25 protein-coding genes are annotated in these 23,746 nt (G+C 69.8%); 16 read left to right on the top strand and 9 right to left on the bottom strand.

Going from position 1 to position 23,746, the window contains the following annotated elements; genetic code table 11:
• Window positions 1–41: 41 nt before the first annotated feature.
• The 4 genes from ACIBG8_RS04190 to ACIBG8_RS04175 all read right to left on the bottom strand — a co-directional run bounded on the left by ACIBG8_RS04190 (window position 42) and on the right by ACIBG8_RS04175 (window position 7,053).
• Window positions 42–1,304, bottom strand: coding sequence for a LuxR C-terminal-related transcriptional regulator (locus tag ACIBG8_RS04190; protein WP_397343892.1), 1,263 nt, complete (start codon window positions 1,302–1,304; stop codon window positions 42–44).
• A 627-nt stretch (window positions 1,305–1,931) separates the two neighbouring features.
• Complete coding sequence (locus ACIBG8_RS04185; protein ID WP_397341029.1) at window positions 1,932–5,435, bottom strand: ThuA domain-containing protein; 3,504 nt, start codon at window positions 5,433–5,435, stop codon at window positions 1,932–1,934.
• A gap of 11 nt (window positions 5,436–5,446) precedes the next feature.
• Entirely contained in the window at window positions 5,447–6,451 is a 1,005-nt protein-coding gene (locus ACIBG8_RS04180) for a glycoside hydrolase N-terminal domain-containing protein (RefSeq protein WP_397341028.1), read from the bottom strand.
• Window positions 6,448–7,053, bottom strand: coding sequence for a hypothetical protein (locus ACIBG8_RS04175; RefSeq protein ID WP_397341027.1), 606 nt, complete (start codon window positions 7,051–7,053; stop codon window positions 6,448–6,450). Before ACIBG8_RS04175 ends, ACIBG8_RS04180 begins: the two co-directional genes overlap by 4 nt.
• A 218-nt stretch (window positions 7,054–7,271) precedes the next feature.
• Here ACIBG8_RS04175 and ACIBG8_RS04170 point away from each other — a divergent pair, with 218 nt between their 5' ends.
• On the top strand, window positions 7,272–8,204 hold the full coding sequence (locus tag ACIBG8_RS04170; protein ID WP_397341026.1) for a LysR substrate-binding domain-containing protein: 933 nt from the start codon (window positions 7,272–7,274) through the stop codon (window positions 8,202–8,204).
• A gap of 4 nt (window positions 8,205–8,208) precedes the next feature.
• Here ACIBG8_RS04170 and ACIBG8_RS04165 read toward each other — a convergent pair whose 3' ends face one another.
• Entirely contained in the window at window positions 8,209–9,156 is a 948-nt protein-coding gene (locus ACIBG8_RS04165; protein ID WP_397341025.1) for a M64 family metallopeptidase, read from the bottom strand.
• Between the two features lie 112 nt (window positions 9,157–9,268).
• Here ACIBG8_RS04165 and ACIBG8_RS04160 point away from each other — a divergent pair, with 112 nt between their 5' ends.
• The 6 genes from ACIBG8_RS04160 to ACIBG8_RS04135 all read left to right on the top strand — a co-directional run bounded on the left by ACIBG8_RS04160 (window position 9,269) and on the right by ACIBG8_RS04135 (window position 15,330).
• Complete coding sequence (locus tag ACIBG8_RS04160; RefSeq protein WP_397341024.1) at window positions 9,269–10,960, top strand: histidine kinase; 1,692 nt, start codon at window positions 9,269–9,271, stop codon at window positions 10,958–10,960.
• Complete coding sequence (locus ACIBG8_RS04155) at window positions 10,951–11,598, top strand: response regulator (protein ID WP_397341023.1); 648 nt, start codon at window positions 10,951–10,953, stop codon at window positions 11,596–11,598. Before ACIBG8_RS04160 ends, ACIBG8_RS04155 begins: the two co-directional genes overlap by 10 nt.
• A gap of 74 nt (window positions 11,599–11,672) precedes the next feature.
• Window positions 11,673–12,725 carry a hypothetical protein gene (locus ACIBG8_RS04150; protein WP_397341022.1) on the top strand — a complete coding sequence of 351 codons (1,053 nt, stop codon included), beginning with the start codon at window positions 11,673–11,675 and terminating at the stop codon, window positions 12,723–12,725.
• Complete coding sequence (locus ACIBG8_RS04145) at window positions 12,722–13,954, top strand: hypothetical protein (RefSeq protein ID WP_397341020.1); 1,233 nt, start codon at window positions 12,722–12,724, stop codon at window positions 13,952–13,954. The genes ACIBG8_RS04150 and ACIBG8_RS04145 overlap by 4 nt, the downstream gene beginning before the upstream one ends.
• Window positions 13,951–14,334 (top strand): hypothetical protein, encoded by a 384-nt coding sequence (locus ACIBG8_RS04140; RefSeq protein ID WP_397341019.1) that lies wholly within the window; start codon window positions 13,951–13,953, stop codon window positions 14,332–14,334. Before ACIBG8_RS04145 ends, ACIBG8_RS04140 begins: the two co-directional genes overlap by 4 nt.
• Before the next feature lie 84 nt (window positions 14,335–14,418).
• A complete protein-coding gene (locus ACIBG8_RS04135) occupies window positions 14,419–15,330 on the top strand; it encodes a hypothetical protein (RefSeq protein WP_397341018.1) in 912 nt (303 codons plus the stop codon).
• A 6-nt stretch (window positions 15,331–15,336) separates the two neighbouring features.
• Here ACIBG8_RS04135 and ACIBG8_RS04130 read toward each other — a convergent pair whose 3' ends face one another.
• Window positions 15,337–15,924, bottom strand: coding sequence for a bifunctional 4-hydroxy-2-oxoglutarate aldolase/2-dehydro-3-deoxy-phosphogluconate aldolase (locus ACIBG8_RS04130; RefSeq protein WP_397341017.1), 588 nt, complete (start codon window positions 15,922–15,924; stop codon window positions 15,337–15,339).
• Window positions 15,918–16,283 carry a nuclear transport factor 2 family protein gene (locus ACIBG8_RS04125; protein ID WP_397341016.1) on the bottom strand — a complete coding sequence of 122 codons (366 nt, stop codon included), beginning with the start codon at window positions 16,281–16,283 and terminating at the stop codon, window positions 15,918–15,920. Before ACIBG8_RS04125 ends, ACIBG8_RS04130 begins: the two co-directional genes overlap by 7 nt.
• On the opposite strand from ACIBG8_RS04125, the gene ACIBG8_RS04120 reads away from it, so the two are divergent.
• The 6 genes from ACIBG8_RS04120 (at window position 16,282) to ACIBG8_RS04095 (ending at window position 20,276) form a co-directional block, all read left to right on the top strand.
• The gene (locus ACIBG8_RS04120; RefSeq protein ID WP_397341015.1) at window positions 16,282–16,941 is read left to right on the top strand and encodes a WYL domain-containing protein; all 660 of its coding nucleotides are present in this window, start codon (window positions 16,282–16,284) and stop codon (window positions 16,939–16,941) included. The two genes, ACIBG8_RS04125 and ACIBG8_RS04120, sit on opposite strands and share 2 nt — an antisense overlap.
• Window positions 16,942–17,062: 121 nt before the next feature.
• Entirely contained in the window at window positions 17,063–17,464 is a 402-nt protein-coding gene (locus ACIBG8_RS04115) for a RidA family protein (protein WP_397341014.1), read from the top strand.
• 141 nt (window positions 17,465–17,605) lie between these two features.
• The gene (locus ACIBG8_RS04110; protein WP_397341013.1) at window positions 17,606–18,403 is read left to right on the top strand and encodes an alpha/beta fold hydrolase; all 798 of its coding nucleotides are present in this window, start codon (window positions 17,606–17,608) and stop codon (window positions 18,401–18,403) included.
• Between the two features lie 345 nt (window positions 18,404–18,748).
• On the top strand, window positions 18,749–19,318 hold the full coding sequence (locus tag ACIBG8_RS04105) for a dihydrofolate reductase family protein (RefSeq protein WP_397341011.1): 570 nt from the start codon (window positions 18,749–18,751) through the stop codon (window positions 19,316–19,318).
• Between the two features lie 17 nt (window positions 19,319–19,335).
• Window positions 19,336–19,776: a VOC family protein gene (locus ACIBG8_RS04100; RefSeq protein ID WP_397343891.1), complete on the top strand. Its 441-nt coding sequence runs from the start codon at window positions 19,336–19,338 to the stop codon at window positions 19,774–19,776.
• 80 nt (window positions 19,777–19,856) lie between these two features.
• On the top strand, window positions 19,857–20,276 hold the full coding sequence (locus ACIBG8_RS04095; protein ID WP_397341010.1) for an ATP-binding protein: 420 nt from the start codon (window positions 19,857–19,859) through the stop codon (window positions 20,274–20,276).
• Here ACIBG8_RS04095 and ACIBG8_RS04090 read toward each other — a convergent pair.
• On the bottom strand, window positions 20,227–21,198 hold the full coding sequence (locus ACIBG8_RS04090) for a LysR family transcriptional regulator (RefSeq protein ID WP_397341009.1): 972 nt from the start codon (window positions 21,196–21,198) through the stop codon (window positions 20,227–20,229). The two genes, ACIBG8_RS04095 and ACIBG8_RS04090, sit on opposite strands and share 50 nt — an antisense overlap.
• A gap of 31 nt (window positions 21,199–21,229) precedes the next feature.
• Window positions 21,230–21,427: a hypothetical protein gene (locus tag ACIBG8_RS04085; RefSeq protein WP_397341008.1), complete on the bottom strand. Its 198-nt coding sequence runs from the start codon at window positions 21,425–21,427 to the stop codon at window positions 21,230–21,232.
• A gap of 378 nt (window positions 21,428–21,805) precedes the next feature.
• On the opposite strand from ACIBG8_RS04085, the gene ACIBG8_RS04080 reads away from it, so the two are divergent.
• Genes ACIBG8_RS04080 through ACIBG8_RS04070 form a run of 3 tightly spaced genes read left to right on the top strand, consistent with a single transcriptional unit; the run spans window position 21,806 to window position 23,707 of the window.
• Entirely contained in the window at window positions 21,806–22,168 is a 363-nt protein-coding gene (locus ACIBG8_RS04080; protein ID WP_397341007.1) for a hypothetical protein, read from the top strand.
• Window positions 22,168–22,866: a GAF and ANTAR domain-containing protein gene (locus ACIBG8_RS04075; protein WP_397341006.1), complete on the top strand. Its 699-nt coding sequence runs from the start codon at window positions 22,168–22,170 to the stop codon at window positions 22,864–22,866. Before ACIBG8_RS04080 ends, ACIBG8_RS04075 begins: the two co-directional genes overlap by 1 nt.
• 40 nt (window positions 22,867–22,906) lie before the next feature.
• On the top strand, window positions 22,907–23,707 hold the full coding sequence (locus ACIBG8_RS04070) for an ANTAR domain-containing protein (RefSeq protein ID WP_397341005.1): 801 nt from the start codon (window positions 22,907–22,909) through the stop codon (window positions 23,705–23,707).
• Window positions 23,708–23,746 lie beyond the last annotated feature (39 nt).

Raw genomic sequence — 23,746 nt, 5'->3', positions numbered from 1 at the left:
ACAAATAGGGGGGTACCCCTAATGACCCCAGAACGTGAAATCTAATCGAGGCTGGCGGGCAGGTCGAGTCGCCGGGAAATGCCGAGCTTGCGATAGATATGGGTCAGGTGCTGTTCGACGGTGCTGACGGAGACATAGAGTTTCTCCGCGATCCGCCGGTTGGTGTATCCCTGGGCGGCCAGGGTGGCGACCCGGCGCTCGGCGTCGCTCAGCAACTCGCGTGCCCCGGGCTCGGCGTCCGGGCCCGGCCGCTCGATGGTCAGCGCCCTGCGCTCGAACAACCTGGCCCGGTGCGCCTGGCCGAGCTGGGAGTTCACCGACGCCAGCGCCTTGAGCGCACGCGCCAGCCCGGCCTGGTCGCGCACCACCTGGAAGATCTCCACGGCCTCCTCCAGGAGGGCTTGGCGCGCCTGCACGGGCATGGCGGCCGCCCGCAGGGTCAGCGCCGCTCCCCTGCCCTTCGACGGGCCGGGCGGCAGGAGCGCCAGGTGGTCGCCGACGAGTTCGCCCGCCCGTTCCGGTCTGCCGAGGTCCAGGTGGGCGCGCGCGGCGCCGAGCCGCCAGGGCACGATGCCGGGCAGGTCCAGGCCCCAGCGCGCCATGGACTCCCCGCACGCGGCGAAGTCGTCCAGCGCGGCGCTGGGCGCGCCCGTCGCGAGGGCGTACTCGCCTCGGGCGCAGCGGTAGTGCAGGCCGGCCGGGGTCTGGAAGGTGGCCTCGGGCACCGGTACGGCGAGGTAGCGCGCGGCCTCCTCCGGCTTGTCCAGGGCGAGCTTGGCGCTCACCATGCTGGCCAGCGGGAAGCTCAGGGCCACGCCCCATTCGCGCAGAGACAGGTGGGTGAGGGCGGCGCGGGCGCACCGCTCCGCCTGCGCGGGCTCGCCCTGCCGTACGTGGATCTCGGCCTGGATCGCGGCGAAGACGCCGAGCCAGCCGGGGTCGCAGTGGGTGGTGGTCTGTTCGAGCAGCGGCACGCACCAGCGGGCGGCCAGGTCGGCGCGCCCGGCGTAGACCAGCGTGATCAGGGCGGAGGTCAGCGACTCCAGCGCGCCCTCGCCCATGGGGCAGTGCCGCAGCACCTGCTGGGCGTGGCGGACGGCGGCGCGCTCGTCGTGTTCGCCGAGGAGGGCGTTCAGGACGTCGAGCCCCTCCAGGCCGGTAACCACCTCCACCGGCCCGCCGGACGGCGGGACACCGAGGTCCGGATACCAGAAACGGATCCAGGCGGCCGAGTCCAGCCAGGAGCCGGGACCTTCCGCCATCGCGGAAACGGCCTCGTCCACCCGGCCACGCCAAAGCAGCATTTTCACCGATCGCGAATTGACGGCGGCCCGCCGGATGTCGAACCATTCGTCGATCAAATGGGCCACGCGGGCCGAGGTCTGCTCATCGAGACAAACCTCGTCGAAAATACGGCGAAGCAGTCTCGCCGGAGCGTCGTAATTGCCGGAAGAATAGCGCGACAATCGCCTGGCCGCGGTCCGGCCGACGGCGACCCCTGAATCCATGACATTCATCAGTGCAAACATCCCCGCCAGAACGGGCGGCGTGGGTGACCGTCACCGAACCCCGGCCGCCGCCAAGATCGACACTCCTCCTCGGCCGTCACCGCCACTCGCGGACATCCGGCGAGCAGTATTTACCTACATTTCCTACTAATTAACCATGTAATTGGTAGATCGTCAAGGAGGCCTCCGAGCCAGCGCCGGCGCCGGCTCGGCTGAACAGGGGATCGAAGAAGAACACCACTGGCGGAGCGCAAGAGCGAGGCGGGGATCGGCGTCCCGTCCCTGGGGTGTGCCCGTCCACCGGATCGCGCCCGGCCCCGTCGATGATCCGTGCCCCGCTGAGGGCGATCGCGTCCATGCTTCTGGCAGGCTCATGGAGGGGTGATCCCCGCCGCTCGTCGAGCGGCGGGGATGACCGGGCCGTCAGCTGATCCTGGTCAGCCTCCACTGCTGGTTGGTGCCCGTCCCGCAGGTGTACTGGACGAGCTGGGTGCCGTCGGTCGTGGAGGCGCCCGGCACGTCCAGGCACTTCCCGCTGTTCACCGAGACGAGACGGAACGCGCCGCCCGCGACGGGGTCGAACGTCCACTTCTGGTTGTTGCCCGTGCCGCACGTCCACTGGATGAGCAGCGCGCTGTCGGCGGTGGAGGCGCCGGTGACGTCCAGGCACTTGCCGCTGTGGACGGCCGCCAGGGTGAAGGCGCCGCCGCCCGCGTCGGTGGCCTTCCACTGCTGGTTGGTCCCGCTGTTGGGCGCCCACTGCACGACGGTCGCGCCGTCGGCGGTCGAGCGCCCGCTGACGTCGGCCGCCTTGTTGCTGTGCGCGGCGGTCAGCGTGTAGACGCCGCCGTTCACGGGCCCGGCGCCGCCGCCTGATCCGCTGACGGTGAAGGAGTCCAGGTCGAACGGCGAGGCGACCGGGGACTTGAACACCGCGTACAGGGCCGCCGTGCCGCCCGGGTCGGTGACCGGGACGGCGGGCAGCGACACGTAGGTGTCCCAGCCGCCGGTGCTCGGCACCGTCTGGCTGGCCACGAGCGGGCCGGTGGGCGAACCGCTGCGCAGCTCGATCGAGCCGCCGTTGTTCGCCGGGGAGGACACGCGGAACGAGACCGAGGTGATGCCCTTGAGGTTGATCGGGTCGAAGGCGATCCAGTCGTTGTTGGAGATGTCGCCGATGCGCTTGCCGTTCTCCGCCCCGCCCTGGTCGATCACCCGGATGCCGGAGGAGCCGGTGAAGTGTTCCGCCTGCTTGCGCATGGTGTTGAGCTTGATGCTGGCGATCCCGGAAAGGCCGCCGTTGTCGGTGTACTTCGCCGTCAGGACGTGGAAGAAGTTGGAGGTCGGGTCGTGGCCGCCGTTGTCGTAGGGGAACGAGCCGGTGCAGCCGTTCTTCGTGGCCACGTCGTGGCTGTGCTCGTCATGGCCGATCGCGTAGAGCACCGACACCTTGGTGCAGTCGATCGCGGTGCCGTCTTCCGGGTCGGTGACCTTCACCTTGTAGGTGATCGTGCCGGAGGAGGCGACGAAGCCGCCGTTGGGCGGGTCCTCGAACACGACCGCCGGCCGGGTGTTGCCGACCGTGATGTCGGCCGTCGCCGAGCCGGTCTTGCCGCCGGGGTCGCGGACGGTGAGCCGCGCCGTGTACGTGCCGTTCGCGGTGTAGGTGTACGTGGGGCTGGCTGCGGTGGAGTCGGTGGTGCCGTTGCCGTCGAAGTCCCACGCGTAGCTGAGCGTGTCACCGTCGGGGTCGGACGATCCGGCCGAGGAGAAGGTCACCTGCAGCGGCGGCTGCCCCGAGTTCGGTGCGGCGGAGACCTTGGCCAGCGGGGCGCGGTTGCCGTTGACGTAGTCGACCCGGTAGACGCCGTCGTCGGAGTGGTCCTCGAACCAGCCGGTGCCCCAGTCGAGGTAGTACATGGCCCCGTCGGGGCCGAAGTCCATGTCCATGGGTGAGCGGAGGGTCAGGCCGGGCACGAAGTTGTTGATCTTCAGGAGATTGCCTCCTGTGTCCAGCCGCATCTCGCGGGCGTAGTTGCGGCTCCACTCGAAGAAGAACGGCGTCTTGTCGTAGTAGGCGGGGAACTTGCGCTCGGACGTGCTGGCGGCGTCGTAGTGGTAGAAGGGGCCGCCCATCGGCGCGGCCCCGCCGCTGGTCCCCATCTCCGGGTACGGCGAGCCGGCGTGGTAGTCGTACCAGACGGTGGCCGCCTGGGCCGCGGGCAGGTTCTGCAGGCCGGTGTTGTTGGGCGAGGTGTTGACCGGCGACGCGCAGTTGAACTTCGCGCCCGAGGTGCCGGTGGCGAAGTTGTAGTCGTTGAACGGCGTGTTGGCGCCGATGCAGTACGGCCAGCCGTAGTTGCCCGGCCCCTTGACCAGGTTCCATTCCACGATGCCTTCCGGTCCCCTGTTGGGGTTGGCGGAGCCGGCGTCCGGCCCGTAGTCGGCGGCGGAGAGCCAGCCGGTCACCGGGTCGACGTTGAAGCGGAACGGGTTGCGCCAGCCCATCACGTAGATCTCCGGCTTGGTCTGCGCGGTGCCCGGGGCGAACATGTTCCCGCTGGGGATCGTGTAGCCGCCGTTCTCCTCCGGGTGGATGCGCAGGATCTTGCCGCGCAGGTCGTTGGTGTTGGCGGCGGTGCCCTGGGCGTCGAACCGCTCGCGGCCCGGCCGTTCGTCGATCGGGGTGTAGCCGTCGGACTCCGACGGCTTGGTGTCGTCGCCGACGCCGACGTAGAGGTTGCCGCCCGGGCCGAACTCGATGTTCCCGCCGCTGTGTCCCGGCTCGGGGCTGCGCCAGGCCGGGATCTCGATGATCTTCTTCTCGCTGGCCATGTCGAGCGCGGTCCCCGCCGCGTTCAGCGTGAACCGGGAGACGCGGACGATCTCGGCGCTCCCGGCGGGCGAGTAGTTGATGAAGACACGCTTGTTGGTGGCGAAGCCCGGGTCGGCCGCGACGCCGATGACCCCGTCCTCTCCCCCGGTGTAGACGTTGAGCGTCGCCAGCGTGGTGACGGCGCCGCCGGTCGAGATCTTCTTCACCTTGCCGAGCCGCTCGACGTAGAAGAGCGTGCCGTCGGAGGCGACGTCCAGCGCCATCGGCTGGGCGGGCTGGTTGTCCAGGGTGACCTTCTGGAACCGGCTCGCGACGGTGCCGCCGCAGGATCCCGCCTCTGCGCCCGCCGCCCACTTCACCCCGCCCAGGAGGTGCTGGCGGAACAGCGGCTCCGAGTAGGAGGAGGCCTGGTGGCCCATGGCGGTGGCCCACACCTTGGCCGGCTGGCCCTCGCGGCACCAGGAGATCGGGTGGTCGTAGCCCATCTTGGACGGCCCGGCGTCGTAGGTCGTCTCATCAGCCGTCACCAGCACGTGCACGTCGCCGCGCAGGTTCTTGTCGAAGTTGTACCACTCCTCGGTCCGCACCCACCGGTCGGGCAGCCCCTTGGTGGAGGGGTGGACCTGGTCGGCCACCTTGGCCGTGCCCTGGAGGATGGACGAGTGCGCGGTCATGTGCGCGCCGCCCATCACGGCCTGGTCCCACCACGGGAACTGGGCCTCGATGTTCATGTCGGTGGTGTTGTGGACCGCGACGATGCCCTTGCCGCTGGCCGCGTAGTTCTGGATGCCCTGGCGCTGGGCGTCGGTGTCCCAGACCATGCCCGAGTTCTGGAGCATGATGATGACGTCGTAGCTGCTCAGCGTGGCCGAGGTGAAGACGTTCGCGTCCTCGGACAGGTCGAGCTGGAAGTTGTTGTCCGTCGCCAGCTGCTGGAACATCGCGATGCCCGCGGGGATGGAGTCGTGCCGGTAGGCTCCGGCGGCCGTCTTGGTGAACAGCAGCGCCTTGAAGGTGGCCGCTCGTGCGGCGGGGACGTGGACGAACAGGAACGTCAGGGCGAGGGCGAGTAAGGCGGATAACTTTCGCACAGCGGGTTCTCCTAGAGGATCCATCTCTGGTTGGCGGCGCCGCCGGTGTAGGCGGCGCGGAGCTGGTCGGTGGGCTTGTCGGGCAGCGAACCGCCGAGGTCCAGCTTCACCCGGTCGAACAGGGCGCGGTGGTCGGCGACGTGGGCGGCGCGCAGGTCCTGGTAGGACAGGGTGGTGTCGACGGCCCGGGTGACGGCGGCGTGCGGGTCGACTCCGCGATAGGTCGGATATTTCAGGGCGTAGTTGGTTCTCGCACTCAGGACGAAGGTGGCGCTGTCGGCACCGCTGACCCGCACCTGGCCGCCGGTGCCGGTGACCGTACCGCCCACGGTCTTGACCTGGACCTGCGCCTCGAAGGCAAGGCCGTTGTCGGCCAGCGCGCCGCGGATCGTCAGCCTGCCGCCGGTCGAGGTGGCGGTGAAGTCGCTGCGCGGCGAGGTGTAGCGCAGGGTGAAGCTGATCTTGCCCGGCTGGTTCGCGGTGAGCCGCCCGGCGATGACGTTGCCGGGGTGGCTGGCGAAGTACTCCCGGTCGAACACCGTGCCAGCGGCCGTGTAGGAGACCTTGGCGACGGCGTTGGCGATGTTCAGCGAGCGTTTGTAGCCGGTGTAGCCCGTGTCGGCCATGTCCAGGTGGAGATCGCCGAACGTCTGGTGGGCGCCGTAGCCCTGGCGGGGCTGGCCGAGCTTGCCCGCGACCCAGGCGGGGTCCGCCCTGCCGGTCGCGTCGATGGTGTCGACGACGTCCTTGACGGCGGTCGGCCGGGGTGAGGTCCAGTTGCCGTAGGTGTATCCGGGCGAGCCTGGGCCGCCGGTCCACAGCGTCTTCTCGTTGAACTGCAGTTGCTCGGAGCCGACGCCGCCGAAGAGCATCGCGCCGAGGGCGCCGTTGCCGATGGGGAGCGTCTGGGACTCCCAGCTCGTGGCGGGCTGGCCGTACCAGAGCGTGTACGGCTCCGCGGCGGCGATGACCGGCGCGCCCGTGAGCAGGAGGAGCAGGGTCAGGAAGGTTCTCATGACAGCGTCCAGCGCTGGTTGGAGGTGGCCGTGCAGTCCCAGATGATCAGCCTGGTGTCGTTGCCCGTGCCGCCCTGGAAGGCGTCCAGGCGGTTCTCCTCGTGCCGGGTGGTGACCGGTGAGGCGAAGGTGTACTGGCCGGGCTGCCAGGTGTCGCGCATGACGGCGTAGCCGCTGGTGGACAGGTAGAACGGGGCCGGGCTGGCGTTGGCGCCCAGCCGCAGGCCCGTGCCGTGGAACTGCTCGTCCGCTCCGCGCGACAGGGTCTGCGTGGCGCCGGTTCCGTCCCAGCTCAGGCCGGTGGCCTCGGACCAGACGAGCGTGGCGTTGTCGGCCTTGTAGAGCGCGAACCGCAGCGGGTTCTTGTACACCCGCAGGGTGAGCGCGGCGGTGGTGATCCGGTAGTGGTCGCCCGCGTCGGTGTAGGCGGGGTTCACCGCGCCGAACTCGGTGGCGATGGCCAGTTGCCCGACGACCGGGTCGGTCAAGGTGCCGTCGGGGGCCGGCCACCGCCGGAAGATGTCGGCGAGCACCACCCCCACGAACCGGGCGAGCAGGGCTAACGACAGTGTGCAGCGGAAGATGACGGTTCGACGGGGCATATCGGAGCCAATCCGTTCGGCGACAACTGGCTAACGCCGTCCTGCGCCGAAATATAGAGCCCCATCGCGGCCCTGCCCAGACCCTTTTGTCGGCAATCACTCGTAAGTGTGAGGGCTGTGAGCGAAAGCGGGCCTTGACAGGCAGGGCCTTGCGCGAGTGGATCCAGGTGTGAAATTTTACAGCTCTCCCCGGGCGCACACGTGAGGGGATTGGCAACGTGCAACTCGAACTTCGTCACTTACGCGCGGTGATGACCATCGCCGAGGTCGGCAGCGTCAGCCGCGCCGCGACCCAGCTCGGTGTCTCCCAGCCCTCGCTCACCGCCCAGCTCCACCGCATCGAGGAGGCTCTGGGCGGCCAGGTGTTCCGCCGCAGCCGGTCCGGCGTCAGCGTCACCCCGTTCGGCCAGTTCGTGCTGACCCGCGCCCGCGCGGCGCTCGTCACCGTCGACGAGCTGCTCAACGGCGACCACGAGGCGCGCACCGGGGTGATCCGCCTCGGCGGCTATGCCAATCCGGTGCTGAGCGGCCTGCTGCGACGGCTCAACGAGACCACGCACGCGGGCTTCACCGTGCACACCGAGCACTCTCCGCGCCTGCTTCTCGACCTGCTGGTCGCGCGCCGCCTGGACGCCGCCACGCTGATCGACTACCCGGGGCACGAGCTGCCCGCCGTACCCTCCGTCGACATCCGCACGATCGGGACGGAACCGGTCTTCGTCGCGATCGGCAGCCGCCACCCGCTCGCGTCCCAGCGCGAGATCTCCCTGGCGGACCTGGCCGGCGAGGACTGGGTCGTGTCGCCTCCCGACGGCGTGGGCTGGCCCGCCTACCTGGTGACCGCGTGTGAGGAGGCGGGCTTCACCCCGCGGGTGGCCCATGTGATGGTCGAGGCGGCCATGATCCGGGAGCTGATCGCCAACCATCATGCGATCTCCCCCTGCCTGGCGACCTTCGCCTCGGACGCCGACATCACCGTCCGCCCGCTGGCGGGCACGCCGCTGTGGGTGCGGCACCTGGTCGCCTGGCGGAGGGACGGGCCGCTGGCCGGACGGAGCGACGAGCTGTGGCAGATGGCCACGGGCGCTCATCGGGATGCCCTCGCCGGCCAGCCTCACCACGCGACGTGGCTGGCCCTGCGCACCGACTGAGCGATCAGCCGGTCTTGGCGCGGATGGCGCTGATCATGGCGTCGAGCCCGATCGAGTTGAACGGGCGGCCGAGGGAGCGCATCAGGGAGTTCTCCGAGGGGCGGTAGATGCCGTAGCGGTAGTAGCGGGCGCCCTCGTAGGTGCCGATCACGCCGCCGTCCGGGGTGGGCTGCCCCAGGTACCGGTACCACTTGAGGTGGTAGTACTGCTGGGTCGCCGCGGGGTAGACGCTGACGTTCGCCTCGTACGGCTCGCCACCGGCGTACCGGCCGTAGGGGTAGTCGTACTCGTCGGCGAGACCGGCCATCGAGTGGCCCAGCTCGTGGACGGCGACCCAGCCGGAGCTGGTGTTGCCGCCCGAAGCCGTGGCGACGCCCCCGCCGGCTCCGCCGTACTTGGTGGAGTTGGCCAGGGCCAGGACCTGGTCGGCCTGCGGGGCGTTGGCCGCGTAGGCGCGGGCCGCGTTCTCGTTCACGCACAGGAGCCGTTCGGTGTTGGCGCACCAGAAGCCCATCCCGAGCGCGGTGTTGCGGGAGATGCCCTGGGTCGGGTCGTTGTCGACGCCGGACTGCGGCGAGACGACGTCGACCATCCAGACGTTGAACGAGTTCCTGTAGGTCCTGAACGGCTCCACGGTCTGCAGGAACGCCCACTTCTCCGCGGCGTGCGCGTGGAAGGTGCCTAACTCGGAGGAGGTGTAGCCGTCGCCCACGAAGACCAGGTCGAAGCGCTGCTCGGACGGCCCGGTCTGCTGGAGGGCGACCACGTTCGCTGGCGGGGGTACGGCGAAGGCCGTACGGGGCTGGTCGCGCTTGGGGACCTTCACCTGCTGGATGGTGCCGTCTTCGGAGAACACCTCCACCCATTCCGTCGGGCCTGAGGCGAGGGCCGGGATGCCGGTCAGGGTACTGATCAGCAGGGCACTCGCCATCGCGTAGAGGACGCGGCGCATGGCAACTCCTGAGGCTGGGGGATCTTGTCCCCAGCGTGGGCGCACAGCCGCCTGGTGAATAATCTCGTTTGTCATACCTCTCGGGTTATGTCTGGCTCTTAGAATCCCAGGCATGGCCAGGCCGCTCAGAGTCGGCACCGCGGTGCTCGCCGTCTCGGCGATGGGCGGGTGGTTGCTCGCCGTCTCCCTCCCCCAGCAGCGCAACGGCCTGTTCTGGGCGCTCGGCGCGCTGGTCGGGCTGTCGTTCCTCGGCGCGGGCGTCGTGGCCTGGCGGCTGCATCCGCGCAACAGGGTCGGCCTGCTGATGGTGGCCGTCGGGATCGCGTGGATCCCGCAGCAGCTCCTGCAGGCGCGCGCGGACTCGCCGCTGTTCCTCTGGGCGCTGGCGTGGGGCGGGCTGTGGGCGGCACTGGCCTGCCACCTGTTCCTCGCCTTCCCCACTGGCCGGCTGACCGGGCTCCCGGCCAGGGTCGTCACCGGCTTCGCCTACGCGGCGGCGGTCCTGCTGCAGCTGGCCAAGGTCACCTTCATCCTGCCGGTCCCCGGACCCGTGGTGTCGGCGGCGAAGGTCCTGGACCAGTCCTCGTGGCTGGTGGTCACGGTCACCGGGGCCGCGGTGCTCGGGCTCGCGGTGGTGCGCTGGCGCGAGGGCAGCGCGACGCAGCGCCGCGCGAGCACCCCGGTCGTCGTCGCCTCGATGGTGGCGACGGTCACGTTCGTGGCCGAGATGCTCGCGGACGCCTGGGGGTCGGGCGACTCGGAGTACCTGTCGGCCATCGTCATGTACGGCGCGTTCGCGGCGGTGCCGCTGACCTACCTCGGCAGCCTGATGAGGACGCGGATGGACCGCGGCCGGGTGGCCGACCTCGTGGTCCGGCTGCGGAGCAGGAAGCCGCCGGACGACCTGGAGGCCGACCTGGCCTCGGTGCTGCAGGATCCCACGTTGCGCGTGGGCTACTGGATGGCCGACCTCGACGGCTACGTCGACGCCGAGGGGCGGCCGGTGGAGGTGCCACCCCTGGAGCACGGGCGGGTCATGACCAGGGTCGACCGGGACAGGTCGCGGCTGGCCGTACTCCTGCACGACGCGGCGCTCCTGGAGCAGCCCCTGCTGGTAGACGCCGCGTGCGCGGCGGCGGCGCTGGCGCTGGAGAACGAACGCCTCACCGCCGACCTGCGGGCGCGCCTGCGCCAGCTCGCCGCCTCGCGGGCGCGCATGCTCGCGTGGGGCGAGGCGGAACGCCGCAGGATCGAGCGCGACCTGCACGACGGCGTGCAGCAGCGGCTGCTTTCGGTCGCCATGACGCTGGGCCTGGCCGAGGCCACCGCCGAGCGGTCCAGAGCCACCGCGCTGATCGGCGAGGCCAAGACGGCGGTGCTCGGCGCGCTCGACGACCTGCGCGCGGTCAGTCACGGCATCCATCCGCCGGTGCTCACCGAGCGGGGCCTGCCGGGTGCGGTGAAGGAGCTCGCCGCCGTCGCGCCGATCACGGTCGAGTGCGTGATCGACGTGAGCGGGCGGCTGCCTCCCGCGGTGGAGAGCGCGGCCTACTACATCGTCAACGAGGCGCTGGCCAACGTCACCAAGCACGCCGGGGCGAGCCGGGCGTGGGTACGGCTGGCCCGCTCGGACGGCCACCTCGAGGTGGAGGTCGGCGACGACGGCCGGGGCGGCGCCGACCCTGCGGGCGGTTCCGGCCTGGAGGGGCTGGCGCACCGGGCGGAGGCCAACGGCGGGCAGCTGCATCTCCACAGCCACCCGGGCCACGGTACGGTACTGCGGGTGATGCTGCCGTGCGCGTAGCGATCTGCGAGGACTCCACCCTCTTCCGCGAAGGTCTGGCGCGCCTCCTCCAGGAGGCGGGCTTCCAGGTGGTGACGAGCGTGGACAACGCCGAGTCACTGCTGGAGCAGGTGGCCGCGACCAGGCCAGACGTCGCGCTGCTGGACATCCGGCTCCCGCCCACGCACACCGACGAGGGCCTGCGCGCCGCCGAGACGCTGCGGCTGCGCCATCCCGAGGTGGGCGTGCTGGTGCTGTCGCAGTACGTGCGGGTGAGCTACGCGGTCGAGCTGCTGGGCGGGCGCAACGAAGGCGTCGGCTACCTACTCAAGGACCGCGTCTCCGACCTGGCGGAGTTCGCGGCCGCGATCCGCCGGGTGGGTACCGGCGGCTCCGCCCTCGACCCCGTGGTCATCGAGCAGCTGGTCAGCAGGCACCGCCAGCCGGACGACCCGCTCATCCAGCTCACCGAGCGGGAGCGCGACGTGCTGCGGCTGATGGCGGAGGGCCGCACCAACATGGCCATCGCCGCACGGCTGGTCATCGCGGAACGCACGGTGGAGAAGCACTGCACGAGCATCTTCGCCAAGCTCGGCCTCGAAGCGGGACCGCACGACCACCGCAGGGTGCTGGCCGTCCTGCGGTATCTCAACGCGTAGGTGCGGCTACCCGCACCCCGCGAGTGCGGCTGCCCAGCTTCTGCGGCGGGCGCTGGATCGGCCACGATGGCGGCATGGCTACTGTTGACGCTCGCGTGCGCCGCTTACTGGCCGACTCCGGCGAACCACGCGCCTGGGTCTCCCCTCGGACGGACCTGGTCACCGCCCTCCTCGGCGTCTGGTTCGGCATCGGACTGATGATCGACGCGTGGGCGCACAGCAACCTGTCCCAGCTGGAGACGTTCTTCACCCCGTGGCACGCCGCGTTCTACTCCGGCTTCGCCGCGGTCTCGGGGTGGATCGCCTGGCAGGTGTGGCGGAACGTGCGCGCCGGACGCAACGGCCTGGCCGCGGTCCCCATGGGCTACCTGGCCGGGCTGCTGGCGATCCCCGGTTTCGCCCTGTTCGGCCTGGCCGACCTCACCTGGCACACGGTCCTCGGCATCGAGACCACCATCGACATCCTCTTCAGCCCCTCGCACCTCGGGCTGGTGGTGATGATGCTCATCATCATCACCACGCCGCTCCGGTCGGCGTGGAAGGCGCCCGACGTCGGCGCCTCCCCCTCGCTGGGCCGCCTGCTGCCCGCGCTGCTGGGGCTGGCCTTCGCCACCACGCTGGTCTCGCTTTTCCTGTCGTACGGCAACGCCATGCAGTTGGGCACGGGCACCGTCGTCGGATCGTTCTCCACGGTCGACGAGGCAGGCACCGACCGGCTGGCGGCCGCGATGGTCATCACCAACGTGGTCCTGCTCGCGCCCGTGCTCTTCCTCGTGCGCCGCTGGCGGCTCCCGTTCGGGAGCGTCACCCTCCTGTACGCCGTGGGCGTGCTCATGCCCGGCGCGCAGACGGCCTTCCGCAACCTGCCGATCCTGCTCGTCTTCGTCGCAGCGGGTCTCGTCGCCGACCTGCTCATCAGGTGGCTGCGGCCGTCGGCCGAGCGCCGGGCGGCCTACTGGGCCTTCGCCGCGCTGTCGGCGTTCGCCACCTGGTCGCTGTACATCGGGGTGGCGTCGGTGGCGGAGGGCACTCTGCCTGCCGTACCTGAGCTGTGGACCGGGGCCCCGATCGTCGCCGGGCTCCTCGGCCTGCTGCTCGGCGCCCTGTTCCTGCCCGACAAGGCATGATCCGCCGGATCCTCTGCCTCGCCCTCCTGCTCGTGCTGGCCGCCGCCTCCCCGGCGGCGGCGCACAACGTCATCGCGGGCTCCGACCTGCGCGTCGCCCAGACGATCGCGGGGACGGAGCTCACCGTGGTGATCCAGGGGACGCGGCGGGTGCCAGGTCCGCTGCGCGTCTCGATCGTCGCCTACCAGCCCTTCGCCGGGCCCGCGCTCCAGGTGGAGGTCCGCTCGCTCGCCTCCGGCCGCGCGGCGTCGGGCACCGTACGGCCCGGCGGCGCCGTACAGCTCCGGGTGGACCGGACGGGACCGCACGAGCTCACGCTCCGTGCGGGCGGCGAGGTCGCCCTCATCCCGTTCCGCGTGCTGGTGGAGCGGGCGGCGGGCTGGGAGTTCCTCATCTACGGCGGGCTGTTCTTGGCCGGAACCCTGCTCATCGGCGGGCTGCTCACCGGGACGCTCTCCCGGCCGTCGACCGGCCGCTACCTCGTCGCGGGAGCTGCAGCGGCGGCGGCCGTGGCGGCCACGATCGTCGTCCTGGAGCCGCAGCTCCCCGCGCGGCAGCCGGACGGGGCGGCGCCGGTGGAGCCGGTGAGCGGACGCCCGTACGCCGTGGGGCAGGTGCGTACCGTGCCCGAGCAGCCGGTGGCCGGTCAGGAGTTCACCGTCCGCCTGGACCTGGTCGACGGCGCCACCGGCCGGGCCGTCGACGACCTCGCCGTGCACCACGAGGCGCTGGCGCACCTCGTCGTGACCAGCCAGGACGGCAGCTCCTTCCGCCACGTGCACCCGCTGCGCACCGCGCCGGGGCGGTTGGAGACGCGGCTGCGTGCGGACGGTCCTGGGCGTTACCTGGTGTACGCGGAGTTCGAGCGCCAGGACTCCGGCGGGCAGATGGTCTCCGGCGCCTTCGACGTCACCGGCCGCGCCGTGACCGTTGCGGCGCCCCGGCAGCACGCGCCGCCCCGGCTGACGCCCGCCGCACCGACGGCCGGTCGCCCGGTGAGCATCGAGGTGGACCCCGCGGGGGTTGTGCGTCCTTGGCTGGGCATGCCGGGTCACCTGATCGTCCGCAGTCTGGACGGCGGTTTCCTGGGGCACGTCCACGCGATGGGCTCGGGCGTGCCGCTCCGCTTCACCTTCAGCTTTCCCGTGGCCGGTCGTTACCTGGCCTGGGCCCAGTACGCCGTCGAGGACCGGATCGTGACCGTGCCTTTCACCGTGGACGTCTCATGAGACGCGCCCTCATCGTGGTGGTCCTGGCCTTGGTGGCGATCACGGTGTTCGTCGTGGGCAACGCTTTTGGCGAGGACCCGTTCCAGGCGAGCGTCTCCGGCACCCGGTACGCCGTCGACGTGCGCATAGCCTCGCCGGGTACTGGCCCCGTCGTGGTGGACGTCCTTGTACGCACCGGCTCACCGGACACGGTCACGATCTCCACGGTGATGCCCAGCATGGGCCACGCCGTACCGGAAACAGCCGCGCCCCTGGCGGAGCCTCGGCATTTCACGGTCAAGGGCACCCTGTTCCCGATGGCCGGAGTCTGGGAGATCACGATCCGCCTGTCCGGGACCACCGGCACCGAAACCCTCACCGTCAACGCACTGATCACGTAGGGCTGAGCCGTTCGGACCGTTTCATGGAAACCGGCCCCCGACGGGCCGCATCATGAACGGGAGCGGGCGACGAGGAGGCCGAACATGGGCGGGATGGAATTCACGTGGCGTATGGCTTCCACGCTCGCCTGGCCGGTCGTGGCCATCATTGTCGCGCTCGTCTTCCGCAGATGGATCATCGAGAAGGTCAGTTCCGTCGCTGTCAAAGCGGGGCCGGTCGATGTGGAACTGACGCTCCTGGACAACAAAGTCGACGCGGTCGGCCAGGACATCTCGGCGACGCTTTCCGACAGCTCGCCCCTGCCAGAACCCGACGGCGCGATCCCCACGAGCCTCGTTGATTTGTTGTCGGTGGTCACCGAGAACCGCGACGAGGGGATTCGTACGGCGTTCCACCTCGTGCAGCAGGCGCTCAAGGAGCACTATCCCCAACTGCGCGGGGTGCCGCCGCAGCAGCTGCCGAACGCCATGCAGCGACTCGTGGCCAAGGGCGAGATGGAGGCCGACCTCGCATGGTCGGTGCAACAACTCTACGAGCTGCTCGTGATGCCGGAATGGAAGCAGGATTCGTCCGGCGACACCCGCGGCTACGCCTTTCTGATGCTGGCAGAAGGCGCGATTCATGGAATCCTGCGCAGCAAGGCGGAACCTTCTTCCCCGGTACCCGTGGAAACCTCGTGGCGCGGCATCTACAACGACAGCTATCCGATCGGGCTCGACATCACGACCCGGTCCGACGGCCGTTTCGATGGGACCATGACCTATCCGGACGACGATACGGCGACCAGCGTTACCGGGACCATCGAGGCGGACGACGACGGTATTCGCATCAACTGGAAAGAGCACGCCTACACCCGCAGAGGACTTCGGCCCATCAACTTCAACGGGACCTATTCCGCGGTCATTCGTGGAGACGTCATGGAAGGCGGCTGGTACCAAGGGAACCGCCACGTCGCGGATTTCACGATGACGGTCTCCGGCGTGACCGCTCCTTAATCGCATTCACCCAGAAAGTCCGCCTCGCCGTACGGTCTGCAGCTTCGCGCATCGCTCGGCCAGTCCCTCCCCCGTTCCCACGAGAGGTGAGCCCAGGCCCACGGCGAGCGCTCCGGCAGCCAGGTAGGTGGGGACGTCCTCGACGGCTATGCCACCGACCGCCACCAACGGGATGTCGTTCAGCGGTCCGCGCAGTGCGGTCAGGTAGGAAGGGCCGTGGGCCGAGGCGGGGAAGATCTTCACAGCGGCCGCTCCCGCCCGCCACGCGGTCAGGACCTCGGTGGGTGTCAGAGCCCCGCACAGGACAGGGAGCCGCGTGGCCTCGATCACCTCTGGCAGTACGGCGGGCGTCACCAGGAACTCGGCGCCCGCATCAGCAGCCTGCCTGGCCTGTTCTGCGGTGAGTACGGTGCCCGCGCCTACGCGTCCGCCCGCTTCCCTGATCGAGGCGATGGCGGTCAGCGCGTCCGGGGTGTTGAGCGTGACCTCCACCTGCGGCACCCCGTTGGCGGCCAGCCGCGCGGCGGTGGCCACGGCCGCGTCGGCCGACTCCATCCGCAGGATCGCGAAGACCGGTTCCAGGAAGCTCACCATTCGGTCACCTCGGCGCTTCCTTCGCGGTAGATCTTCGCCGACGCGATGCGGCCGCCGTCCAGCCGGTAGAAGCCCGCGATGGAGTAGGAGCGTTCCTCGCCGCCCACAGTCAACGTCTCGGTCATCTGGCAGGCGGCCTGATCACCCACCGCGAGCAGGTTCTCGATCGTCAACGTCGGCAGCAGGCCCTCCATCGCGCCCGCGAAGAGGGCGGTCAGCTCGTCGCGCCCCTTGACGACGCTCGTCCCGGTGACCCACACGGCGTCGTCGGTGAAACCGGCCATCAGGGCGTCGAGGTCGCGGTCGTTGAAGAAGCCCACGTGGGCCCGGAGGACGGCTGCCGCATCTGCTTCGATCATGGTCGGAGTCTTCCAGTCCTCAGCGAGCCCTGCCAGCGGGATTCGGCTCCTTCGGGACGGCGGTCCGCTCGGCACGGCCAGCGCCCAGCCGAACCTGTGCCCAATTGCCACACCGGCGCTGGCCGCCGCCTGCGTCGCCCGCGAGAAGACCCGCTTCGCCTACACCGGCCGCCGCCTGACCGAGCCGCACCAGCTCGTCATCGCCGGACGCCGCTGGTACCTGCTCGCCTACGACCTCGAGCGCGACGACTGGCGCGGCTTCCGCCTGGACCGCATCACCGACGTCCATCGCACCGGGCAGCGCTTCACCGCCCGCGACCTCGACGCCGCGGCCCAACTTGTGGACTCCCTGGCCGCCGTTCGCGGCGCGACCATCCGCGCCGAGGTCCTGCTCCACGTCCCCATCGACCAGGCGCGCATTCCCGCCTCGCACGGCACGCTCACCCCGGTCGACCAGCACTCCTGCCGCCTGACCACCTCTCCGGACTCGCCGCGCTACCTCGACCACCGGCTGAGCCAGTTGCGCGTGCCGTACACCCTGCTCGGCCCGCCCGAGGTCGCCGACCGGCTGCGCGAGCTCGGCCGGCGCGCCCTGGACGCCGTCACCCAGGCTCCTGAGCGCCCACCCGCTCCACGGTCCCCGCGAAGGCCCGGATGATCTCGGACGCCTCGACAAGATTCCCGCCCAGTAGGGCGTGGATTTGGCGTGTATGACCGGCGCTGACTAGGTTGGGACCGCACCCCTCGGCCCGTTCACCGGTATGTCGAGAGGAATGCGCATGAGTGAGATCCGCCAGGTCGCGACCACCCCCGACTGGTACGAGCCGTACAAGATCTCCCAGGCGATCCGCGCGAACGGCTTCATCTACGTCTCGGGCCAGGCCGGATTCGACGGGACCGGGGCCACCGTCTCCACGGAGTTCCTGGAGCAGGGCAGGCAGGCTTTCCGCAACGTCGAGACGGTGCTCGCCGCCGCCGGCGCCACCTTCTCCGACGTCGTCAAGGTCGGCATCTTCGTCCGCAACATGGCAGCCAACCTCGACCACGTGGTCCAACTGCGCGGGGAGTTCCTGACGAAGCCCTATCCCGCCGACACACTGATCGAAGTGGTGTCGCTCGCACAGCCGGACTGGCAGATCGAGGTGGAGGTCATCGCCCTCGACCGCCAACCCGGCCTGTGACTCGCTGGAGAGCCGGGACAACGACCCCCGCTTCGCCGCGCCGCTTGCAAACCTAGGATCATTAGGTTTATAACTGGGACCCCTAGGCGACGCTGGGCTGGTTCGTCCCTCGACGCCCCGCACCCGCGAAGGAGAACCATCATGAAGCTGCACGTGAACGGCGCGACCCTGCACTACGAGGTACGCGGCCAGGGCCCGCTCCTGCTGCTGATCCCCGGCGGCACGGGCGGTGCGGCGGCCTTCGACGCCATCGCCGACAGCCTGGCCGCCGACTACACGGTCGCGACCTACGACCCGCGCGGCATCTCCCGGAGCACGTTGGACGACCCCGAGGCCGAGCAGCGGGTGGCCGAGCACGCCGACGACGCCCTCCAGCTCCTGGAGCTGCTCCACCCGGGCGGGCCCGCCCGGGTGTTCGCCTCCAGCTCGGGCGCGATCGCCGCCCTGCACCTGCTCACCACCCACCCGGAACGCGTCGAACTCCTCGTGGCGCACGAGCCGCCGGTCGTCGAGGTCCTGCCGGACGCCGCCGAGCACCGCGCACTCATCGCCCGCGTGCAGGACACCCTCAGGGCCGAGGGCCTCATGCCCGCGATGGCCGAGTTCGCCGCAGGCTTGGGCGGGAACGGCGAGGCCAGGCTCCCACCCCAGGCGGCGGCGCGAGCCGAGCAGACGATGACCGACCTCCCGTATTTCGTCGGACGCATCGTGCCCAGCTTCATGTCCTACACCCCGGACCTGCGCAGGCTGGAGGAATCGTCAGACCGGCTCGTGCTCGCCGGCGGCCAGGACTCGCACGGCGAGCTCCCCTACCGCGCCGTCGCTTTCCTGGCTGAACGGCTGGGCAAGCCGATCGCGCACTTCCCCGGCGGACACGTCGGGCTGACCACCCACCCCGCCGAGTTCGGCGACACGCTCCGCAAGGCCCTCCATCAATAAGCACCATGGCCAACAGGCGGACCAGGGTGCGTCGCAGACAGCCGCGCCAATAGTCGGCGCGCGCGTCATGCATTAGTTCGGCTTATCGGATCATGGCCAGATTTGTCGTTGATGCCAGGGTCGCCAAAACCGACGATTGATCCATCCGAAACATCCCGTTTCAGGCTTCGCGGCGAGAGGAGTACAGGCGGCTGCGGCAGGCGGGCGCCAACATCACCCTGCCCGCTTCACGAGGAGCCCTGGGGTGAGCGGCTGTTCCAGCTCACCGACCCCGACGGCGTCGTGGCCCAACTCATGGAGTGGAAACCTCCCGCGGAGCCGGCGAGCCAACCCAAGGAGACCTAGATGCGTAAACTGACCTACTTCATCGGCGCGAGCGCCGACGGTTACATCGCCGCCGCCGACGGCTCCCTTGAGGACTTCTTCCCGCTGCCGGACGGACTCCTCGAGTACCTGGTGGCGCACTATCCGCAGACCCTTCCCACCCACCTGCACGCCCCGCTCGGCGTCACCGACCTGGGCAGCCGCTTCGACACGGTCCTGATGGGCCGCGGCACCTACGAACCAGGTCTGAAGGAGGGCGTCACCAGCCCTTACTCCCACCTCAAGCAGTACGTGGTCTCGGGGAGCCTCATCAACCCGGATCCCGCGATCACCGTCATCTCCGGCGACCCGGCGCACGCCGTACAGCAGCTCAAGCGCGAGACCGGTGGCGGGATCTGGCTCGCCGGTGGCGGCCGGCTGGCCGCCGCCCTGCTTCCCGAGATCGACGAGGTGATCGTGAAGATCTACCCGTTGATCCTCGGCAAAGGCATCGGGATGTTCGACGGGCAGATCCCAGCCGTTCGCCTCACCCTCACCGACGCCCACGTCCTGGCGGGCGGCGCCGCCGTCCACACCTACACCCGGAAGTGAGCCCAGCCGTGCGGACCATGCTCAACCCGGCGCCGCAGGTGGTGATCATCCCCCAGCAGGAGCCGCGTCACGTGAGTTCCACGATCTTCATCAGCCTGCCCGTCCGGGATCCGGAGGCTTCGGGAGCGTTCTTCACCCGGATCGGGTTCGCTCCCGATGCGGACTTCACCGGTGGCGACGTCGTCAGCATGCTGGTCGGCGGCGGGATCCACGTGTTCCTCGTCGCCGAGGCGTCCTTCCGCCGGGCCACCGGGCGCGCGGTCGCCGACCCGGGGAGGTGCGCCGAGGTCGAGCTCGCCGTACAGGTCGAGTCCCGGGCGCGGGTGGACGCGATCGCCGACGCCGCCTTGGCGGCGGGCGGTGCGGCGGCGGGCGGGCGTGACGAGCCTGGCATCGTCTTCCGCCGCGGATTCCGCGACCTGGACGGTCACCTCTGGGCCGTCGTGCACATGGGCTGAAGGATTAGCCCCCGCACGGCGGGCAGAGGTCTAGCCTGCGCCCCTTTGACAGTCAGATGAGCGCCTGCAGGGGAGCCGTCATGACCATCAGCACCTACCGGCAATGGGAGATCACCTCCGAGCTGTCCGACGTGCGCCGCCACCTCCGTGGTCACGCCACCCGTTCCGGCCTGGTCGGCGCACGGCTGGACGACCTGCTCATGGCGGCCAACGAGGCGGCCAGCAACGTGCTGGAACACGGCGGCGGGCACGGGATCGTGGCCAGCTGGTACGACGAGGAGTTCCTCACCGTCGAGATACGCGACACCGCTGGTGAGCTGACCTCGGCCGACACCCACCGCCGACGGCCCGCCAGGACCGCCACCCGTGGTTACGGGCTGTGGTTGATGGGCCAGCTGTGTGACCACTTCACCATCCACCAGCAGCGCGGCAGTTCATACGTGCGGCTGGTCATGGACCTTCGGGCAGGTTCACCGCACTCGTGGCAGGCGTGCGCGTAGCCGACCCGCCGTCGCGCTCGTCGGCGGTTTCCAGCCAGCCGAGCCGACCGGCGAGATCTCTGGCGCTGTCAAGAACGGCGCCCACGTAGGCGGACGGCTTGCCGGTACGCCACAGGAGCGACCACGGATAACTCGTCGCGGGCTCGACCACAGGCCGCCACGTGGTGCCAGGCCGATTGGAGGTACGGAAGGAGGAAGGGACACACAGCACACAACGGTGCTGGAGCACAAGGTCGGCGGCGGCTCGGCTACTCTCCACAGTCCCCTCATAGACGGTGGGCGAGAATCCGGCCGTACGGCACAGCTCAACGACGAACTGGTTGAACTCCGGCGTCTCAGCGTCCTCGCCCATCAGCAGCAGCTCACCCGCCAGCGCGGCGACGGCCACCCCATCCAGGGCGGCGAAAGGGTGATCGTCAGGCACCAGCACCCCGAGCGGGTCGAGCCTGATGAGCTCGGAGGTCACGCCCGACGGTGTCTGTGAGGATCGGCCGATCCCGATGTCCAGACGCCCGTCAGCCAACTGCCGGTACTGCTCGGGCGTGGACGCCTCGATCTGGTGGATCGTCAACTCCGGATGCTGGCGCTGGACCTCGCGCAGAACCTGCGGCATCGAGTCATAACCCGCGTCCACGATGCCGACCCGCAGCGTGGGCGGGGCTGCAGCCGCGTTACGCGCGGCATGCGTAGCCCGGCCCACCTGCGTGAGAATCTGCCGCGCTTCAACGAGAAACGCGGCACCCGCCGCAGTGAGGTCGACGTGATGGGTGCTGCGATCCAGCAACCGGACACCAAGCTCACGCTCCAAACGCTGGATCTGCTGACTCAACGCGGACTGCACGATGTGCTCGCGGGCCGCGGCCCGGCCGAAATGCAGCTCCTCGGACAACGTCACGAAGTAGCGCAACTGGCGCAACTCCACTTTCCTCACCCTAAGTCCTCGCGAGCGGGCGTTACTTGCTGGGTTTCGGTGTCTGGCAGTCGATCTTCGGGTTCATCCCGACGTAGTTGAGCGCGCCTGCCACGATCGTCACCGCGATGGTGGCGATCTTGTTGCAGTTCTCGACGGTACCGGTGTAGTAGCCGCGTTGACCAGCGGCGAAGGCGCCGATGACCAACCACAGCACGAGCACGATCGATCCGATGCGCATCGATTCCTCCCTTCACTTCCTGAAGACGTCCCTGGCCTTTCGCCGGTCAGCTTCAGGTTGCCCACGACCTGATCGGCCCGATGCTCCGCGGAACGGCTGGCGGCGCCTTATGGATGGCTGGACCTGCCGGTCGGGGACCAGCGCCGGCCACAAGGCGCCTGGACCCACTCTCTGCCCTGAGACGACGTGCGGAAACAGGCAGGTACAGGGCTGGTTATCACCGGAGCTGATCACCGGGAACCCCACCTTGCGCCAACCTGTCCAAGGCCGCGCGCGGAGGCGTACCGTAGGGGGACAGCGTCAACGGGCTTCCGACGAAGGTGCTGTGCCGTCCTGACCCTGCGGCTTGTCTGCACCGGCAAGCCCCGGAGGTACGGGATGGACGCCATCACCAGCTCAGCGACGTTCCCCGCTGTCACCTACGACAACGGGATCCTGCAGATCACCGTGGCCGCCGATCCGCCGGGCTTCGTCCTGTACGGGGCTCTGGACCTCAGCGGCTTCGTCGCCCTGCAAGACCTGCTGGCGGTCATGGGCGGCGGTCCCGTCGACGCCCACCTGGGCGAGCTCGACTTCATCGACGTGGGCTGCCTGCGGGTCCTGGTCAACGCGTCACTCAACCAGGTGATCAAGGTGGTTTCCGCATCGGCACCGGTAGGCCGCCTGCTGCGGCTCACCGGGTGGAACACGCTCGTCGACTGGCGGGCGCCGGATCCCTGCTCCATAACCGGCGGAGGTTGATGAACGCGCACCGCTCGGCAGCAGTGTGGGCGGCGATCAACATGCGCGCTCGCGCGGACGGCACGCCACCCTCCCTGAAGACGGTGTGCTTGACCTGCGCGCACGCGCTGGACGCCAGCGGCGCGGCCGTAGCCCTGAGCGGCCGGCGCATGGGTTACGAACCGGTGTACGCCAGCAGCCAGGACGCCCAGCGGCTGCTGGACCTGCACGCCACCCTCGGCGAGGGGCCGGGGCTCACCGCCATGGCCGATCGGCGGCCCGTACTCGTCCCGGACCTGAGCCAGGACGAGGCCCAGCGCCGCTGGCCGATGTTCGCCCCGGCCGCCCTGAAGCCACAGATCCGGGCGTTGTTCGCCTTCCCCCTGCAACTGGGCGCGATCTCCGTCGGCGTCCTGGAGATCTGCCGCGCGGAACCGGGCTGGCTGACCCCCGACCAGGTGGCCGACGCGCTGCACTTCGCCGACGCCGCCCTTCTCGTGCACGTCCAGCACCCCAACCTGGTGGAGGAGCACGGGATGATCGAGCTCTGGGCGCCGGTGCACCAGGCCACCGGTATGGTCGCGGTGCAGGCCCACCTCGACCTGAGCACAGCGTTCGTACGGCTGCGCGCCCACGCCTTCGCCGAAGGCCGCGGCCTCCTGGAGGTCGCGCACGACGTCGTCGCCCGGCGGCTGCGATTCCCACCAGAGTCCTCTTGACTCGTGCGACTATGAGAATTCTCAGGACGAGGTGAAGACGATGCTCGACCGGCACACCGTACAGACGTTCGTCGAGCTGGCCGACACCCTTGTGGTCGGCTTCGATGTCATCGACTTCCTGCAGACGCTGGCGGAACGCTGCGTCGACCTGCTGGAGGTGGACGCGGCCGGCATCCTGCTGGCCGACCAGCGCGGCACCCTGACCCTGGTGGCGGCCTCCACCGAGCGGGTGCGCCTCCTGGAGCTGTTCCAGTTGCAGAACGAGGAAGGCCCCTGCCTGGACTGCTTCCACGGCGGGCAGATGGTCACGTGCACCGACCTGGCCGCCATGCCCCAGCGGTGGCCGCGGTTCTCCCAGGCCGCCCACCAGGCCGGTTTCGCCGCGGTCCACGCCTTCCCGCTCCGGCTGCGCGATCAGACGCTGGGCGCGATGAACCTGTTCCGCCAGGCCCCCGAGGGGCTGTCGGAGGAGACGGCCGCCGTGGCCCAGGCGCTCGCCGACGTGTCCACCATCGGCATCACCCACGAACGCACCCTGCGCCAGCACCAGCTCGTCACCGAGCAGCTGCAGTACGCCCTGAACAACCGCACCATCATCGAGCAGGCCAAGGGCATGCTCGCCGAACGCGCGCACATCACCCTCAACGAGGCCTTCAACCGCATGCGCGCCTACGCACGCAACCACAACCAGCAGCTGTCCGCCATCGCCCTGCAGGTCATCGACCAGGAGGCGGCCATGGTGGCGCTCCTCCAACCCCAGCCGACCTCGGCCCGCCGCAAGGCGACGGCTCGCCCCGAAAGTGCCGCAGGGTACGAAGGAAGCCCCAAACCGACCCAATGAACGTCAGCGTGGTGATCCCCGCCACCGCGAGGGGCCGCA

This window comes from Nonomuraea sp. NPDC050556, assembly GCF_044457355.1.
GTDB lineage: Bacteria > Actinomycetota > Actinomycetes > Streptosporangiales > Streptosporangiaceae > Nonomuraea.
The sequence above is the reverse complement of the archived record's forward strand: the minus strand, read 5'-3'. Positions and strand labels throughout refer to the sequence as shown.